15 protein-coding genes are annotated in these 16,770 nt (G+C 31.9%); 8 read left to right on the plus strand and 7 right to left on the minus strand.

Going from position 1 to position 16,770, the window contains the following annotated elements:
- The first annotated feature begins 9 nt into the window (after positions 1-9).
- A complete protein-coding gene (locus ACJ6WR_RS23250) occupies positions 10-393 on the plus strand; it encodes a DUF4258 domain-containing protein (RefSeq protein ID WP_039119188.1) in 384 nt (127 codons plus the stop codon).
- A gap of 155 nt (positions 394-548) precedes the next feature.
- Here ACJ6WR_RS23250 and ACJ6WR_RS23255 read toward each other — a convergent pair whose 3' ends face one another.
- Entirely contained in the window at positions 549-1,220 is a 672-nt protein-coding gene (locus ACJ6WR_RS23255; RefSeq protein WP_409416666.1) for a uracil-DNA glycosylase, read from the minus strand.
- A gap of 111 nt (positions 1,221-1,331) precedes the next feature.
- Here ACJ6WR_RS23255 and ACJ6WR_RS23260 point away from each other — a divergent pair, with 111 nt between their 5' ends.
- The 3 genes from ACJ6WR_RS23260 (at position 1,332) to ACJ6WR_RS23270 (ending at position 5,498) form a co-directional block, all read left to right on the plus strand.
- The gene (locus ACJ6WR_RS23260; protein ID WP_039111988.1) at positions 1,332-3,497 is read left to right on the plus strand and encodes an endonuclease MutS2; all 2,166 of its coding nucleotides are present in this window, start codon (positions 1,332-1,334) and stop codon (positions 3,495-3,497) included.
- 469 nt (positions 3,498-3,966) lie between these two features.
- Entirely contained in the window at positions 3,967-4,941 is a 975-nt protein-coding gene (locus tag ACJ6WR_RS23265; RefSeq protein WP_409416667.1) for an integrase core domain-containing protein, read from the plus strand.
- 113 nt (positions 4,942-5,054) lie between these two features.
- Entirely contained in the window at positions 5,055-5,498 is a 444-nt protein-coding gene (locus ACJ6WR_RS23270) for a thiol-disulfide oxidoreductase DCC family protein (RefSeq protein ID WP_409416668.1), read from the plus strand.
- 435 nt (positions 5,499-5,933) lie between these two features.
- Here the strand turns inward: ACJ6WR_RS23270 and ettA are convergent, their stop codons facing one another.
- Genes ettA through holA form a run of 3 tightly spaced genes read right to left on the minus strand, consistent with a single transcriptional unit; the run spans position 5,934 to position 8,906 of the window.
- A complete protein-coding gene (gene ettA / locus ACJ6WR_RS23275; protein ID WP_039111986.1) occupies positions 5,934-7,628 on the minus strand; it encodes an energy-dependent translational throttle protein EttA in 1,695 nt (564 codons plus the stop codon).
- A 35-nt stretch (positions 7,629-7,663) separates the two neighbouring features.
- Positions 7,664-7,846, minus strand: coding sequence for a CAL67264 family membrane protein (locus ACJ6WR_RS23280; RefSeq protein ID WP_035624132.1), 183 nt, complete (start codon positions 7,844-7,846; stop codon positions 7,664-7,666).
- 55 nt (positions 7,847-7,901) lie between these two features.
- A complete protein-coding gene (gene holA, locus ACJ6WR_RS23285; RefSeq protein WP_039111960.1) occupies positions 7,902-8,906 on the minus strand; it encodes a DNA polymerase III subunit delta in 1,005 nt (334 codons plus the stop codon).
- A gap of 105 nt (positions 8,907-9,011) precedes the next feature.
- Here holA and ACJ6WR_RS23290 point away from each other — a divergent pair, with 105 nt between their 5' ends.
- Genes ACJ6WR_RS23290 through ACJ6WR_RS23300 form a run of 3 tightly spaced genes read left to right on the plus strand, consistent with a single transcriptional unit; the run spans position 9,012 to position 11,373 of the window.
- The gene (locus tag ACJ6WR_RS23290; RefSeq protein WP_039111959.1) at positions 9,012-9,464 is read left to right on the plus strand and encodes a type I restriction enzyme HsdR N-terminal domain-containing protein; all 453 of its coding nucleotides are present in this window, start codon (positions 9,012-9,014) and stop codon (positions 9,462-9,464) included.
- Between the two features lie 16 nt (positions 9,465-9,480).
- The gene (locus ACJ6WR_RS23295; RefSeq protein ID WP_409416669.1) at positions 9,481-10,500 is read left to right on the plus strand and encodes a glycosyltransferase family 2 protein; all 1,020 of its coding nucleotides are present in this window, start codon (positions 9,481-9,483) and stop codon (positions 10,498-10,500) included.
- Between the two features lie 36 nt (positions 10,501-10,536).
- Positions 10,537-11,373 (plus strand): OmpA family protein, encoded by an 837-nt coding sequence (locus tag ACJ6WR_RS23300; RefSeq protein WP_039111957.1) that lies wholly within the window; start codon positions 10,537-10,539, stop codon positions 11,371-11,373.
- A 437-nt stretch (positions 11,374-11,810) separates the two neighbouring features.
- On the opposite strand, the gene ACJ6WR_RS23305 is transcribed toward ACJ6WR_RS23300, so the two are convergent.
- The 3 genes from ACJ6WR_RS23305 to ACJ6WR_RS23315 all read right to left on the minus strand — a co-directional run bounded on the left by ACJ6WR_RS23305 (position 11,811) and on the right by ACJ6WR_RS23315 (position 15,958).
- Positions 11,811-12,431 (minus strand): L-threonylcarbamoyladenylate synthase, encoded by a 621-nt coding sequence (locus ACJ6WR_RS23305; RefSeq protein WP_039111956.1) that lies wholly within the window; start codon positions 12,429-12,431, stop codon positions 11,811-11,813.
- Between the two features lie 121 nt (positions 12,432-12,552).
- Entirely contained in the window at positions 12,553-14,889 is a 2,337-nt protein-coding gene (locus ACJ6WR_RS23310) for an ATP-dependent helicase (RefSeq protein WP_039111955.1), read from the minus strand.
- A gap of 301 nt (positions 14,890-15,190) precedes the next feature.
- Positions 15,191-15,958, minus strand: a complete 768-nt coding sequence (locus ACJ6WR_RS23315; RefSeq protein ID WP_409416670.1) for a sulfite exporter TauE/SafE family protein — start codon at positions 15,956-15,958, stop codon at positions 15,191-15,193.
- A gap of 124 nt (positions 15,959-16,082) precedes the next feature.
- On the opposite strand from ACJ6WR_RS23315, the gene ACJ6WR_RS23320 reads away from it, so the two are divergent.
- Positions 16,083-16,604, plus strand: a complete 522-nt coding sequence (locus tag ACJ6WR_RS23320) for a hypothetical protein (protein WP_039111953.1) — start codon at positions 16,083-16,085, stop codon at positions 16,602-16,604.
- The last annotated feature ends 166 nt before the right edge of the window (positions 16,605-16,770 follow it).

Raw genomic sequence — 16,770 nt, forward strand, 5'->3', positions numbered from 1 at the left:
ATAGAATTCATGAAGTTTGTACATCGTTTTGCATATTATTTAGTTGGATTAGTTATGGGATGTTTCTTTGTAGCCCTTGTATTTAGTGGAAAAGATACACGTTGTAATTATTTTCCTAATGCAAGAGTTTTAAATGATTTAAGAAACAAACCATTTCATTATTCTGAAGAAGCTTCTAAAATTTTGACAGAAAAATGGATTGACACTTTGGATATAAAAAACACATTACAATTTGGTGATGTTGATTTTGATAAAAGTAATGTAGAATATAAAAAAGGTAAATTATACGTTATAGAAGGTAAAACCTTGAAAAATCAAGAAGTAATACTTAAAGTAATTAATTATCCAGGGAAAGCTGTTTTAGAATCTATAGAAAAGAAACCAGCAAATTAGAGCTATCGTATATACAGATATTTAAAAAAAACTGAACACGAATTTACTTCGTCTGTTCGACTTTCAGTCTCGAGTCACAAACTAAGTTAATTATTATAATTAGTGGGAATTAGATAAATTCGTGTTTACTTTTTTTTATCTTGAAGCGGTATCAATTAGAGCCATTTAATTTCTTCGATTTTCTTCGATTTTAAAAAATCATTTGTTTTAGTAAAATGCTTGTTTCCAAACCATTTTCCCTGATTGGCACTCATAGGCGATGGATGACCAGATTCTAGAATCAAATGTTTGGTACGGTCTATTTTAAGACCTTTCTTTTGAGCAAAAGCACCCCACAATAAAAATACAACATCTTCTTTTTGATCAGATATTGCCTTGATTACTGCATCGGTAAATAAATTCCATTTTAAATGTTTATGGCTATTAGGTGTGTCTTTTCGAACAGTTAATGAAGCATTTAAAAGTAAAACACCTTGTTTTGCCCAAGATTCTAAATTACCCGAAGTCGGCATAAAAACCGAATCGAAATCTGTATTTAATTCTCTGAAAATATTACGGAGAGAAGGAGGGATTTTTACATTATCATTTACCGAAAAACTTAAACCATTAGCTTCTCCTACTCCATGATAAGGATCTTGCCCAATGATAACTACTTTTACATCTTGAAATGAACAATGATTAAATGCCGAAAAAATTAAATCAGTTGGAGGATAACAAACTTGGTTTTTATACTCATCTTCAAGAGATAATAGCAAATCATTAAAATAAGGTTTTCCTATTTCATCTGATAATACTGCTTGCCAATCTGGATTGAGGTTAATTTTCATTTCAATAAATTTTACTACAAATTACGCAAAGTTTTTTGCAAAGAACCAATTAATACTACTATTTAGTTTCAAAACTTTGTAACTTTGAAGCTTTACAACTTACGATATAATATGATATCTATTACTGATAAAACATTACAAGATTTACAATTCCCTACAGTGCTCGAAACTATTTCGGACATTTGTAATACTGATATAGGCAAACAAAAAGCTTTAGAAATAAGACCTTTTAGAGACAAAGAAACTTTGATGCAAGCATTGATGCAAACATCGGAGTATATTTCGTCTTTCCAAAATAACAATGCAATTCCAAATCATGGTTTTGATGCGATTACTTACGAAATTAAATTTCTGGCAATCGAAGATAGTTTTCTGGAAGTTGGAAGTTTTAGAAAAATTGCAACCCTATCATCTACAGTTAATTTCTTATTGAATTACTTTAAAAAATTTGATGATTATTATCCAAATCTAAATGCGAGAGCTTCGCAAGTAGAATTCACAAAAGAAATTATTTCGCAAATAGATGTTGTTGTAGATAAGTATGGAGAAATTAAAGATAATGCTTCTCCAGAATTAGCTAACATTCGACGTGATATGAATTTGGTTCGTGGTAAAGTAAACCAAAGTTTTGGTGTAGCTTTAACACAATACAATAGTTTAGGTTATCTGGACGATATTAAAGAAAGTTTTGTGCAAAACCGTCGTGTTCTTGCAGTTTTGGCAATGTATCGTCGTAAGGTAAAAGGTTCTATTTTAGGAAGTTCTAAAACCGGAAGTATTGCTTATATAGAACCAGAAACTACTCTTAAATACTCTAGAGAACTTAGCAATTTAGAATATGAGGAAAAAGAAGAAATTACTCGTATTTTAAAACAATTATCAAATGCTATTCGTCCGTATTTATCTTTGCTTGTTGATTATCAGGCTTTTTTAAGTGATATAGATGTTGTTGCTGCCAAAGCAAAATATGCTAATAAGATAAATGGTATTTTGCCAACAATTACAGAGGAACGTCGTTTGTATTTTAGAGATGCTTTTCATCCTATTTTGTATTTGAATAACAAACAAAAGAATGAAATTACACATCCACAAACTATTGAATTAAAGCAAGATAACAGAATTATTGTAATCTCTGGACCAAATGCCGGAGGTAAAACAATCTCGCTGAAAACCGTAGGATTACTACAATTAATGCTACAATCAGGAATGTTGATTCCTGTGCACGAGCGTAGTGAAACTTTCTTGTTTGACAGAATCTTAACTGATATTGGTGATAATCAATCTATTGAAAATCATTTAAGCACATATAGCTATAGATTAAAAAACATGAATTATTTCTTGAAGAAATGCAACAAGAAAACCATGTTTTTGATTGATGAATTTGGAACTGGTTCTGATCCTGAATTAGGTGGAGCTTTGGCTGAAATTTTCTTAGAAGAATTTTACCATCGGGAAGCTTTCGGAATTATCACGACGCATTATTCTAATCTTAAGATTTTGGCAAACGAATTGCCTTTTGCAACAAATGCCAATATGCTTTTTGATGAACAATCATTAGAGCCAATGTACAAATTGGTTCTTGGTCAAGCTGGAAGTTCGTTTACATTTGAGGTTGCTTTGAAAAATGGAATTCCGTATGGTTTGATTAATCGTGCGAAAAAGAAAATCGAAATTGGAAAAGTTCGTTTTGACAAAACCATTGCAACACTTCAGAAAGAACGCTCGAAATTAGAAAAAACTTCTTTGAACTTAAAAGAAGAAGAAACTAGAGCGCGTGCCGAGAGTAACAAAATGGAAAATATAAATGTCAAGATAAAACAAAAACTAGAAAGCTATCAGGAATTATATGATAGTAACCAGAAGACGATTTATATTGGACAAAAAATTGAAGACATCTCTGAGAAGTATTTCAATAATAAAAATAAAAAAGAACTGATAGGAGAATTTTTGAAGATTATCGAAATTGAAAATTCCAAACGTAAAAAAGCGACTCCGAAAGAAGCAAAAGCAATAGTTGAAAAGAAAAAAGAAGTTATTGCCGAAGTAACTGTTCAGGTTGAAGAAATTCGAAAAGAGAAAAAAGAAAAGAAATTAAAAGCAGTTGTCGAAAAACCTAAAGTAACTTTAAAAGTTGGTGATCGAGTGCGTATGATTGACGGAAGGTCTGTAGGAAGTATTGACTCTATCGAAAAAAATAAAGCTACAGTAAATTATGGCATTTTTACTTCGAAAGTAAATTTGGATGAATTGGAATTTGTAGAAGCAGCTAAAAAATAGTTTTTAGTTTTCTGTCGCAGTTTTCAGTACTAAAAAGCTAAAATTTCATCAAAAACCAAAATAAAGCGATTTAAACAATCATCTTCAGGAAGACACTTAATGAGTTGGAAGATTTTAAAAAACCACTTAAAAGTTATTTATGAAAGCTGTTTTTGATTTAATAAATTTATACAATAATCAACATCGATAGAATAAACCAATAGTAATAAAAAGGAATATTTTTAACGAAATAAACTACATAAAATAGCTTTGTCAAAGTTTTGAACTAAGGATGTAAGGAACTTTGATAAAAGCTAAAGTTTAATGTAGGTCTGTGCATTTTTGTCATTTCGAAGGAGAAATCTTCACAAGTAACTCCGTAACGAAAGTTCAATCTTTGTCGAGCTTCTCACTAAGATTTCTCCTTCGTCGAAATTGTAAATGTTAGATATTTCGGTAACAAAATTTAACTTTAATAAATTTTGTTACGATGAGAAATAATAGTCAAGATTCCACTTTAGAGCGAAACTATTTAGAAAAGTATCGTTTTTTAATAAAAGAATATGAACAGGTAAAAAACAAAACTCATCCTTTGCATAAAAAAGCAATGGATTTTTATACGGCAAATGACACTTGTCGAAAGATTTTTTTAAAGTATTATAATCGCTATAAACAAAGTGGGAAATCTATAGATTTACTACCCCAAAAGCGAGGGCCACGTTACAAAACCAGACGTCCTTTACCTTTTATTGAACAAAAAGTAATTGAATTAAGAGAAAAAGGAAACAATAAATATGAAATTGTTAGTATCTTAAAACCCAAATTAGGAAAGCATACACCTTCCTATTCAGGAGTTTATAACATCTTAAAACGAAATAAAATAAATAGATTAACTCCGAAGATTAAAAAGAATCATCAAAAAATAATCAAGGAAAGAATGGGACAACTTGGTCATATTGATTGCCATTATTTAAGTAAAAGTGTCATTAAAGGAGAAAGCAAAAAGCTTTATTTAGTCTGTGTAATTGATGATTACAGCCGAATTGCCTGGGCTGAATTAGTTTCTGATATCACCAGTTTAACTGTTATGTTTGCTGCATTAAAATGCTTAAACATTCTAAGTGATCATTATGAAATAAAATTTGAAGAGATATTATCTGATAACGGAGCTGAATTTGGCCCTAAAACAAGTAAAGTAAAAAGTAATCATCCTTTTGAGAGAATGCTAATGGAATTAGGAATTATCCACAGATATACAAAACCATACAGACCGCAAACCAATGGTAAAGTAGAACGTTTCTGGAGGACTCTAGAAGATGATTTATTAAGAGATACAGATTTCGATACACAAGAAGAATTAAAAGAAGAATTATTACAATATTTATATTATTATAATCATGAAAGACCACATCAAGGAATTGACGGAAAAAAACCAATCGAAATGATTAATCCGTTACCGAAATAAGTAACCTTTACAGAAATGACAAGTTTGGGGTTATTTTGTGTAAATACTAAAGTTCCTTTCATCATTGATTTTTTACTTTACCAAAGCTTTTTAAAATTTTAACAAACAAAAAAATGAATCCACAAGATGACATTACTTCGTTCCTCGCAAAGAATGCTGAGAACAAAAAAATAATTCTCTTTGATGGAGTTTGTAATTTATGCGATTCGGCGGTGCAGTTTATTATTAAGCATGATAAAAAAGATGTTTTTCGTTTTGCCGCTTTGCAGTCTGAAATAGGAAAAGAAATTTGTAAACATATAGGAGTTGATATTACCAAAGTTGATAGTATTATATTTTATGAACCTGGAGTTGCTTATTATTACAAATCGGGAGCAGCGATTGCCATAGCCGAAAATCTTGGAGTTTTATGGAGTTGGTTTTCTGTTTTTAAAATAATTCCTGTTTTTTTGAGAGACCCTCTATATAATTATATTGCTAAGAACAGATACAAGTGGTATGGAAAAAAAGAAAGCTGCATGATTACTACTCCTGAATTAAAAGCTAAGTTTTTGTAAGACCTATTTTTTTACGCAGATTTTACAGATTTGAGCAAATTTTAGTTTAATCTAATCTTGTCTTTTTCAAATCAAGGAGAAATTCTGAAAATTCATTTTTTTACTCACGCAGATTTAGCAGATTTGGGAGATTTTATTTTGCGCTAAAATTAGATTCGCCACAGTTTTATAATTTTGAATGAAGGAGAAATTATAATCTGAGAATTATAATCTGAGAATTGTGACTGAAACTTGAAACTGAAACTTGAAACTGAAACTTGAAACTGAAAACTAAATCTCTAGCCCTGATGGTCGCGGCATCCTTTTTATTTTTTCTTTAAAAATAAAAAGATACAGCAGACAGCAGGAATTAGCTCCTAAAAAACATCAAAGTTTACTATATAAAAAAAGCCTCAAATAATTTAATTTGAGGCCTTTTTGTGATTGATAATAATATTAGCTTCTTATTAATTTTCTGTATTTCAGACGTTTTGGAGTTAAATCTCCACCTAAACGTTTCTTTTTGTTTTCTTCGTATTCTGAGAATCCTCCTTCGAAATAGTAAACTTCTGAGTTTCCTTCAAAAGCTAAGATGTGTGTACAAATTCTGTCTAAGAACCATCTGTCGTGAGAGATAACTACGGCACAACCAGCAAAATTCTCCAAACCTTCTTCAAGTGCACGAAGTGTATTTATATCTAAATCATTGGTAGGTTCATCTAATAAAAGTACGTTTCCTTCTTCTTTTAATGTCATTGCAAGGTGCAAACGGTTACGCTCACCACCGGATAATGTTGAAACTTTTTTGTTTTGATCACTTCCTCCAAAATTGAAACGGCTTAAGTAAGCACGAGAGTTTACTTGACGTCCGCCCATCATGATTAATTCCTGACCATCGCAGAAATTTTCCCAGATAGATTTATTAGGATCAATATTAGAGTGCGCTTGATCTACATAAGCAATTTTTACAGTTTCACCGATAGAAAATTCACCGCTATCTGGCTCTTGCTCTCCCATAATCATTCTGAAAATAGTCGATTTACCAGCACCGTTTGGCCCGATAATTCCAACAATTCCAGCTTGTGGTAAAGTAAAGTTTAAATTATCATACAATAATTTATCTCCAAAAGCTTTAGCTACATTTTTAGCTTCGATAACATTTGTTCCTAAACGTGGACCGTTCGGGATATAGATTTCTAGATTTTCATCTAGTTGTTTTTGATCTTCGTTTAACAATTTATCGTAATTCTGTAAACGTGCTTTTTGTTTTGTCTGACGACCTTTGGCTCCTTGACGAACCCAGTCAAGCTCACGCTCTAAGTTTTTACGACGTTTTGAAGCTACTTTTTCTTCAAGTGCCATTCTACTAGATTTTTGATCTAACCAAGAAGAATAATTTCCTTTCCAAGGAATACCTTCTCCTCTATCTAACTCTAAAATCCAACCTGCAACATTATCAAGGAAATATCTATCGTGCGTTACAGCAATTACAGTTCCTGCATATTGTGCTAAATGTTGCTCTAACCAAAGAACAGACTCAGCATCTAAGTGGTTGGTAGGCTCATCAAGTAACAATACATCAGGCTGTTGTAACAACAAACGACATAATGCAACACGACGACGCTCTCCTCCTGAAAGATTTTTAATTGGCGTATCTCCGTCTGGAGTACGTAATGCATCCATTGCAATTTCTAGTTTGGTATCGATTTCCCAAGCTCCTAATGCATCTATTTTATCTTGTAAAGCAGCTTGACGATCCATCAACTTATCCATTTTATCTGGATCTTCGTAGTTTTCTGGAAGACCAAATAAGTCGTTGATTTTATTGTACTCTTCCAAAACTGCCATAGTTTCGGCAACTCCTTCACGTACAATTTCGATAACTGTTTTTTCATCGTCTAATTGTGGTTCTTGTTCTAAATAACCAACTGTATATCCTGGAGCAAAAACTACATCACCTTGGTAATTTTTGTCAACTCCAGCAATAATCTTCAAAAGTGAAGATTTACCAGAACCATTTAAACCTAGAATACCAATTTTAGCTCCGTAAAAAAAGCTCAAATAAATATTTTTTAATACTTGTTTGTCGCTACTTGAGTAGGTTTTACTCAATTTTGACATCGAGAAAATTACTTTCTTATCGTCTGACATGCCTATTTATTTTAAATTTTATTATTTATTCTTGTTTAAACTCTTCCTTTTAAAGCGTTGAAAACCCATGCATTGGCTAAAAAACCAACTCCAGTCGCAGCAAATCCCCAACCTGAAACATCTCTGTATCTAAAAATGCCAAGTCCTATTAAGAGAAATCCCATGATCACCATTATAAAAGTTGCCCATCCTAAGATTGTGTTTTTATTCATCCCCATAATTTGCGGTTTTTTATTTTTATATCAGCTTACAAATATCGGTAATTTTAGTGGCTTAATTAAATATTTTGTACAGCATTTCTTTTAATAAATCAGATTGCGGTAATGCATTGGCTCCCACTCCTTTACTTTTTAAATCAATGTCTCGTAATGCCGAAACTACCTGACTCACTTTTTTCATTGGGAAATTTTTTATTGCTAAATCATACTCTTTTAAGAAATAAGGATTTACACCAATTGCAGCCGCTACATTTTTTGGATTTTTATCCTTTAATCCATGATATTTTAATAACTGAATAAAGAAACCAAAAATTAATCCTGTTGTCATAACTAGCGGATAATCTTTGGGGTTATGAGCAAAATTCTCTGCAATTTTGTATGCTTTTACTTGATTTCGTTCTCCGATTGCTTTACGTAGTTCGAATACATTATAATCTTTACTAAAACCAATATTTTCCTCTATATGTGTTGGTGTAATGGTCGTACCTTTTGGTAAAATTATCTGTAGTTTCTCCAGCTCATTATTGATTTTGCTTAAATCGGTTCCAAGAAACTCAACCAGCATCGCATTGGCTTTTGGTTCTATCGTATAATTTTTGCCTGATAAAACTCTTTTAATCCAATCCCCTACTTGGTTTTCGTATAATTTTTTACTTTCGTAAACAAGTCCTTTTTGCCCTAATAATTTGGTTACTTTTTTACGTTTATCCAACGTTTTGTATTTGTAACAAAAAACCAAAACTGTTGTAGTCATTGGGTTTCCTGCATAAGCTTCGAGTTTATCGATTGTTCTGGATAAATCCTGAGCTTCTTTTACAATAATAACCTGGCGGTCAGCCATCATAGGATAACGTTTGGCGGCCGAAACAACATCGTCTACAGTTACATCGCGACCATATAAAACCGTTTGGTTAAAGCCTTTTTCTTCTTCAGATAAAACGTTTTTTTCTATATATTCGGCTAATTTGTCAATGTAATAAGGCTCTTCTCCCATAAGGAAATAGATAGGCATGATATTCCCAGCTTTTATATCATTAACAATTTTTATAACTTCATCCATTTCTTTATTGTTTCAAGTTAAATGTTTAAGGCTGTTGTTTCAATATCTTGAAACTTTATCCCGAGACTTCGGGAGAAACCTAAAACTATTTTATATTTTTGCTTCATGCAAAAACTAAATTTTCCCTCTTATATATTTCGGTTCAAAAATAGCGAAAATAAAGTGTCTATTTTTGATGAAATCAGGAAAAAATTTATCATTCTCACTCCAGAGGAATGGGTTCGCCAACATGTTGTTCAGTTTTTAATGGTGGAGAAAAAATACCCTAAATCATTGATAAATGTAGAAAAAGTTTTAAAGGTCAATGGGTTGCGTAAACGTTACGACATTGTAGTTTATAATCCTGATGGTACTATATATATATTGGTAGAATGTAAAGCACCGGAAGTAAAAATTTCGCAAGCTACCTTTGATCAGATTGCTAGATATAATATGACCATGAATGCGCAATTTCTGACAGTTACCAATGGATTGAGTCATTATTTCTGTCAAATGGATTTTGAGAATGAAAAATATGAATTTTTAAGGGAGTTACCGAATTATAATTCTCTAACGTAAATAAAATACTATACACTTGGATAAAATAGCAGTTGTTATATTAAATTGGAATGGAGTAAAATTATTAGAACAGTTTTTACCATCGGTAATGCAATTTTCGCCTGAAGCTACTATATATGTAGCCGATAATGCTTCGACAGATACTTCTATAACTTACGTAAAAGAGCATTTTCCTACTGTAAAAATCGTTGTAAACACAGGTAATCATGGGTTTGCACAAGGATACAATGATGCATTGCAACATATCGATGCCGAAATTTATGCTTTGATAAATTCGGATATTGAAGTTACCGAAAACTGGTTACAATCAATTCTGGATACTTTCGTAAAAGAACCAAAGACAGCTATTATCCAACCCAAAATATTAGATTTTAAAAATAAAGCTTTCTTTGAATATGCGGGTGCTGCCGGAGGTTTTATTGATAAATATGGATATCCGTTTTGTCGTGGTCGTATTTTTGATACTATCGAAAAAGACAATAATCAGTATGATGATAATTGTGAATTATTTTGGGCTTCGGGTGCTTGTTTCTTTATAAGGAGCATTGTTTATAAAGAATTAAACGGTTTTGACGAAGGTTTTTTTGCCCATCAAGAAGAAATAGATTTGTGTTGGCGTGCAATTAATCTAGGTCATACAATTAAATATAATTCGCAATCTGTTGTATATCATGTTGGTGGAGCAACATTACAACAAGGCAACCCTAGAAAGACCTTTCTTAATTTTAGAAACTCCTTGCTAATGCTTACCAAAAACTTGCCTAAGCAAGGGTTTTACGGCATTATTTTTGCAAGACTAGTACTCGATGGTATCGCTGGAATACAGTTTTTTGTGCAAGGAAAGTTCAAACACACTTGGGCAATTATAAAAGCTCATTTCTCTTTTTATAGTCTTTTTTCGGAATATTATAAAAAAAGAAGTAATTTTCAAACACGAAAATACTATATGATTAAAAGTGTCGTTTTCTTGTACTATGTAACGAAAAACCGTGTTTTTAAAGATATCTTTAACAGTAATCAAATTAATAACCCTTAACTTTGTAATTGAAAGTCTAATTAAATTTTATTTTTTATGAGAAAAATATTCATTGCCCTAACTGCACTAATGGTACTATCTTCGTGTGTTTCTAAAAAGAAATATGCTGATTTAGAAGCTAAAAACAAAGAAACACAAGATTTACTAAATTCTTGTACTGTAAAATTAAATTCTTGTTTAGAAGAAAAAGCTGGATTAACTGCTACAGTTGCTAGTTTGAAAGATCACAATCAGAATTTGATAAACAGTTCAAAAGATTTAACAATGCTTACTTCTAAAGGAGCTGAAAATCTAGAAAAATCTTTAGAAAGTTTAAAAGAAAAAGATTTAAAAATATCTAGACTTCAAGATGCTTTAACTAAGAAAGATAGTGTTACTCTTGCCTTGGTTACTAGCTTAAAAGGAGCTGTAGGTATCAATGATCCAGATATCGAAATTAATGTTGAAAAAGGAGTTGTATTTATTTCTATCGCTGACAAATTATTATTTAAAAGTGGTAGCTATGATGTAACTGATAAAGCAAAAACTGTTTTAGCTAAAGTTGCAAAAGTAGTTAATGACAAACCTGATTTTGAATGTATGGTTGAAGGTCATACTGATAACGTTCCTTACAAAAGCAACGGAATTTTGTTAGACAACTGGGATTTAAGCGTTAAACGTTCTACATCTATCGTTCGTGTATTAACAAACGACCTTGGTGTTAACCCAGCAAAATTAATTGCAGCTGGTAGAAGTTCTTACGTACCATTAGTTGCTAATGATACAGCTGAAGATAAAGCTCGTAACAGAAGAACTCGTATCGTTGTTATGCCAAAAATTGACCAATTCTATGATATGGTTGAAAAAGAAATGAAAAAACAATCAGGTAAATAATCTGATGATTTCATATTAGAATTGTCCTTTTTAGGATTAAGATTCTAGAATAAATTAAAGCCAGTGAAAAAATTTTCACTGGCTTTTTTATGCTTACTATTTTTCTACTTTAATTAAGCTTCTCTTGTAGTTTTGGATGCTCAGCCTGACGAAGGCATAGTTTGTCTCCCTGAGCGGAGTCGAAGGGTTTATATCTAAAAAATTTACAGTGATAATACATGAAGTGAATTCACTGATAAGCCATGCCTTAAAAACACTATTTATAAAAACAGAAAAAGCAGGTCGGTTGACCTGCTTTTATGTATCCTTAATCTTTTTAATAACCAATTAAATATCAATTAAGAATAACATTATCGTGATATATGTTTATAATGCATTGTTAATGTAGCTCTAATATAAGCAATTAACTTCAAATACCTTGCCGTAGCAATATATTTTTACAAAATATCTAAACTTCCTTTTCCTTCTCTAACGATTACTGGCTCATGTTCGGATAAATCGATAATGGTCGATCCAACATTATCTCCGTAACCACCATCGATAACCATATCAACTACATTTTGCCATTTTTCAAAAATAAGTTCAGGATCGGTTGTATATTCAATAACATCATCCTCATCGCGAATAGAAGTAGAAACAATAGGATTTCCTAACTGACGTACAATTTCTAAAGCAATTGAATTGTCTGGTACACGAATTCCGACAGTTGTTTTCTTCTTAAACTCTTTGGGTAAATTATTATTCCCAGGTAAAATAAAAGTATAAGGACCTGGTAGAGCTCTTTTTAATATTTTAAAGGTCGATGTATCTATTTGTCGTACATAATCAGATAAGTTACTTAAATCGTGGCAAATAAAAGAAAAATTTGCTTTTTCGAGCTTCACTCCTTTTATTTTTGCAATTTTCTCTAAAGCACGAGAATTGGTAATATCACAACCTAAACCGTAAACAGTATCTGTTGGATAAATAATCAAACCACCATTTTTTAAAACCTTTACTACTTTTGCAATAGCAGCTTCACTCGGTTTATCGGGATATATTTTTATAAATTCTGCCATTTTGTTTTAGTTTAAAGTTTTAATTTGATTAAAATTCAAAAGATTCTAGTATGAGTTCATAAACTTTTTCTAGATTATATTATCTAGTTATCTAAGTCTATTCTCTTACTTCTATTATCTTCTACCCAATCACATCTAATTTTGCAAAACGAAGTAACAACTTTTTAAGTCCGCCAACTTCAAATTTGATTTCTGCTTTTTTATCAGCTCCTACTCCTTCTATATTAACAACTTCACCTCTTCCAAAGCGTTCATGCATTACAAGATTTCCAATAGTTAATTTATTATCAAATAAATTAGGAGCACTTGCATTAGGATTATTACTCGATACAGGTTTTAGTTTACGAATATTTAAATCCGATTTTGGTTCATTGTTATTAACCTGTTTAGGAGGTGTTGTACCAATTGGTTTAGCCAAACGCAATTTTGATTTATCAACATCACCAAAAACGTCAATGTCAATCATTGGCTTATAACGATATCCACTTTCTGCTGGCGTCAAATATTCTAAATACTGACCATCAATTTCTTCAATAAAACGAGATGGCTCACTATCTGTTAATTTACCCCAACGATAACGCGATTGTGCATACGTTAAATAAGCCTGATGCTCTGCGCGTGTTAAAGCTACGTAAAATAAACGACGTTCTTCCTCAAGTTCACTTCTTGTACTCATACTCATGGCACTAGGAAACAAATCTTCTTCCATCCCAACAACAAAAACATGCGGGAATTCTAATCCTTTTGCAAGGTGAATTGTCATTAAAGCAACTCTGTCTTCATCACTAGTATCTTTATCTAAATCAGTAGCAAGTGCCACATCTTCCATAAATTCAGACAATGCCCCTCTTGCTCCATCAATTTCTTTCTGGCCTTCGGTAAAATCTTTTAAACCGTTTAGTAATTCTTCAATATTCTGAATTTTTGCCATACCCTCAGGTGTAGCATCTTTCTTTAGTTCCTGAACTAATCCAGTTTTTTTTGTAACATGATCCGTAATATAAAAAGCATCCTGATTTTGATCAATAACCTGAAAACTCTGAATCATCGTTACAAAATCCCTGATTTTATTCTTTGTCCCAGCATTCAGTTTCAAGTCAATTTTATCAATATTAACCATTACTTCCCAAATAGAACGTTTGTAATGATTGGCAGCAATAGTCAATTTTTCAACAGTAGTATCTCCAATTCCACGAGCAGGATAATTAATTACACGCACCAGTGCTTCTTCGTCTTTCGGATTAATTACCAAACGCAAATAACACAAAACGTCTTTAATTTCCTTACGTTGGTAAAACGATAATCCACCATAGATTCGATACGGAATATCACGTTTTCTTAATGCATCCTCCATCGCACGGGATTGTGCATTAGTACGATACAAAATTGCAAAAGAGCCATTATGCAATTGATTTTGCATTTTTTGTTCAAAAATGGTACTCGCTACAAAACGACCTTCTTCAGAATCTGTTAAACTTCTGTGGACTTTAATTTTTTGTCCAAAATCATTTGCAGTCCAAACTATTTTATCAAGTTTGGTCTTATTATGTTCCATTACAGTATTTGCAGCTTCAACTATGTTACGGGTTGAACGATAATTTTGCTCTAAACGAAACATTATCACACCTTCATAATCTTTCTGAAAATTCAAAATATTATTAATATTCGCTCCACGGAAAGCATAAATACTCTGCGCATCATCTCCTACAACACAAATATTCTGAAACTTATCAGATAAAGCTTTTACAATTAAATACTGAGAGTGATTTGTATCCTGGTACTCATCAACCAAAATATAGCGAAAACGGTTTTGATATTTCGATAAAACTTCTGGAAAACGATTAAGTAATTCATTGGTTTTCAATAGTAAATCATCAAAATCCATAGCACCCGCTTTAAAACAACGGTCAACATAGTGCTGATAAATTTCTCCTAATCTTGGTCTTTTAGCCATGGCATCAGCTTCTACCAATTCAGGATTATTAAAATAGGCTTTTACCGTAATCAAACTATTTTTATAATTTGATATACGTCCTAAAACCTGTTTTGGTTTATAAACATCACGATCCAGCTGCATTTCTTTTATAATAGAAGAAATTAGTCTCGCTGAATCCTGAGAATCGTAAATCGTAAAATTAGATGGATATCCCAAATGATCAGATTCTGCACGAAGAATACGCGCAAAAATAGAGTGAAAAGTTCCCATCCAAAGGTTTTTTGCCTCCGACGCTCCCACAATATCAGATATCCTGTGTTTCATCTCACGAGCCGCTTTATTGGTAAAAGTAAGCGACAAAATATTGAACGCATCAACACCCTGCGCCATCAAATAAGCAATTCTAATTGTTAAAACACGTGTTTTTCCTGAACCTGCCCCAGCAATAATAATCATCGGCCCGTCTTTCTTTAAAACAGGCTGTCTCTGTGCGTCATTGAGCTGGTCAATGTATTTTTGCATGAAATTTTTCTCCATAATTGTTGCAAAAATAAGAATTTAAAAAGAAAGTTCCTAAGCTGTTAAGACACTGAGTTGCTAAGTTTTTTTTGAAGCACAACAAAAGGCTTTTTTAAGAAGCAAAGTTCCCGCTTTCGGCTTTATCTCTCCGTTTCACTGCGAGGATATCACCTCTATCGGGGCTAGACTCAAACAATTGTTTTTTTTTAAAGCGTCTAAGGTTCTAAGCTTCTGAGGAACTAAGGTTCAAAATATCAAAGATGAAAAAAACTTAGCATCTTAGAATCTTAGCCTCTCAGAACCTCTATTTATAAAATACATCGTAAGCAAAACGTATCAACGTACCGATTACAACAATCAAAAAGAAAACTCTAATAAAACCATTTCCTTTATTTATAGCCAGCTTAGCACCAAGCCATCCGCCAAGTCCATTACTTATGGCCATAGGAATTGCGATTGTCCAAATGATCTTTCCTTTTATAATAAACAAACAGATAGATCCAAAATTAGTAGCTAAGTTCACCATTTTGGCATTTGCCGAAGCGTGCAAAAAGTCGAATCCCATTAAAGCTATAAAAGCAACTACAAAAAAGCTGCCAGTTCCAGGGCCAATAAAACCATCATAAAAACCAACTATTATACTAATTACAACAGCATATAATATTTGGGTTTTAGCTGAATGATCTTTGGCCACATGTTGACCAAAATTCTTTTTAGCATAAGTATAAATTAGCAATAGCGATAAAACTACCAGTAACAATGGTTTCATAAAATCATTGCTAACATAAGTCAATAAAGTAGATCCTAAAAATGCAGATGGGACTGCTAAAACCATCATAATCAATAATAACTTCCATTGAATGGTTACTTTTTTCATGTATTGAAAAGCAGCAAAAGCGGTTCCGCTAAATGCAGGTAATTTCAGAGTTCCAATAACAGTCGAAACAGGTAAATTTGGTAATAAAATTAATCCCATTGGAGTTTGGATTAACCCGCCACCGCCTACAATAGCATCAATAAATCCTGCTGCAAAAGCAGCTAAACAAAGCAAAATTATAATATAGTTTTCCAATTATAGTGTAGTATTTGATTAAAATTTGAATGTCAGCAAAATTAGCCTTCTTAAACAAATATTACAATTAAAATGATGCTGAATTACAACCAAAAGTATATTTTTGTTTCCTTAAATTATAAAAATGGATTCAAACAAAATCATAGAAGTTCTAGCTTATACTATACCTTCAATCATAACAGGAAGCGTAGCTTATTATTTTTTCAAATCGTATCTTCAGGATAAACAAAATACAAGAAGATGGTTATTGCAAAAAGATGCTCAAAAACAAGCTTTGCCTTTACGATTACAAGCTTATGAACGAATTACTTTATACTTAGAACGTATTAGTTTAACTAATTTATTGATACGCGTTGCGCCAATATCTAATGATAAAAATGATTATGAAAATTTAGTTATTGCACAAATCGAGCAAGAATTCGAGCATAACTTAACGCAACAAATATATATGTCTGATGAATGTTGGACTATTGTAACCACAGCTAAAAATGCTACAATCCAGATGATTCGTAAAGCAAATATGAGCGACCGTGTAGACAGTGCAGATAAATTACGTGAGGTTATCTTAAATGATTTATTTGATAAGCAATCACCAAGCAGTGCTGCTTTAGGATATATTAAAAGAGAAGTAAGCGAAATGTGGTAATCTTTAATTGTAGATTTTAGAGTGAAGAATAAAACATCTGACTTATATAGAATTTTAAGATTATAATAAAAAAGTTAACCATATAAGTGATGTAAGTTCATTTAAGTTTTATGCTGATTAGTTGCGCTTATATTTACTTACATCACTTACATGGTTAAAATGATTC

It is taken from the genome of Flavobacterium sp. PS2, from assembly GCF_046250155.1.
Classification (GTDB): Bacteria; Bacteroidota; Bacteroidia; order Flavobacteriales; family Flavobacteriaceae; genus Flavobacterium.

Coding starts and splice junctions, on each gene's coding strand:
- ACJ6WR_RS23290 (WP_039111959.1), top strand. CDS start 9,012: ATGCAAAAACTAAATTTTCCCTCTTATATATTTCGGTTCAAAAATAGC.
- ettA (WP_039111986.1), bottom strand. CDS start 7,628: ATGTCAGACGATAAGAAAGTAATTTTCTCGATGTCAAAATTGAGTAAA.
- ACJ6WR_RS23250 (WP_039119188.1), top strand. CDS start 10: ATGAAGTTTGTACATCGTTTTGCATATTATTTAGTTGGATTAGTTATG.
- ACJ6WR_RS23255 (WP_409416666.1), bottom strand. CDS start 1,220: ATGAAAATTAACCTCAATCCAGATTGGCAAGCAGTATTATCAGATGAA.
- ACJ6WR_RS23265 (WP_409416667.1), top strand. CDS start 3,967: ATGAGAAATAATAGTCAAGATTCCACTTTAGAGCGAAACTATTTAGAA.
- ACJ6WR_RS23305 (WP_039111956.1), bottom strand. CDS start 12,431: ATGGCAGAATTTATAAAAATATATCCCGATAAACCGAGTGAAGCTGCT.
- ACJ6WR_RS23320 (WP_039111953.1), top strand. CDS start 16,083: ATGGATTCAAACAAAATCATAGAAGTTCTAGCTTATACTATACCTTCA.
- ACJ6WR_RS23300 (WP_039111957.1), top strand. CDS start 10,537: ATGAGAAAAATATTCATTGCCCTAACTGCACTAATGGTACTATCTTCG.
- ACJ6WR_RS23260 (WP_039111988.1), top strand. CDS start 1,332: ATGATATCTATTACTGATAAAACATTACAAGATTTACAATTCCCTACA.
- ACJ6WR_RS23310 (WP_039111955.1), bottom strand. CDS start 14,889: ATGCAAAAATACATTGACCAGCTCAATGACGCACAGAGACAGCCTGTT.
- ACJ6WR_RS23270 (WP_409416668.1), top strand. CDS start 5,055: ATGAATCCACAAGATGACATTACTTCGTTCCTCGCAAAGAATGCTGAG.
- ACJ6WR_RS23280 (WP_035624132.1), bottom strand. CDS start 7,846: ATGGGGATGAATAAAAACACAATCTTAGGATGGGCAACTTTTATAATG.
- holA (WP_039111960.1), bottom strand. CDS start 8,906: ATGGATGAAGTTATAAAAATTGTTAATGATATAAAAGCTGGGAATATC.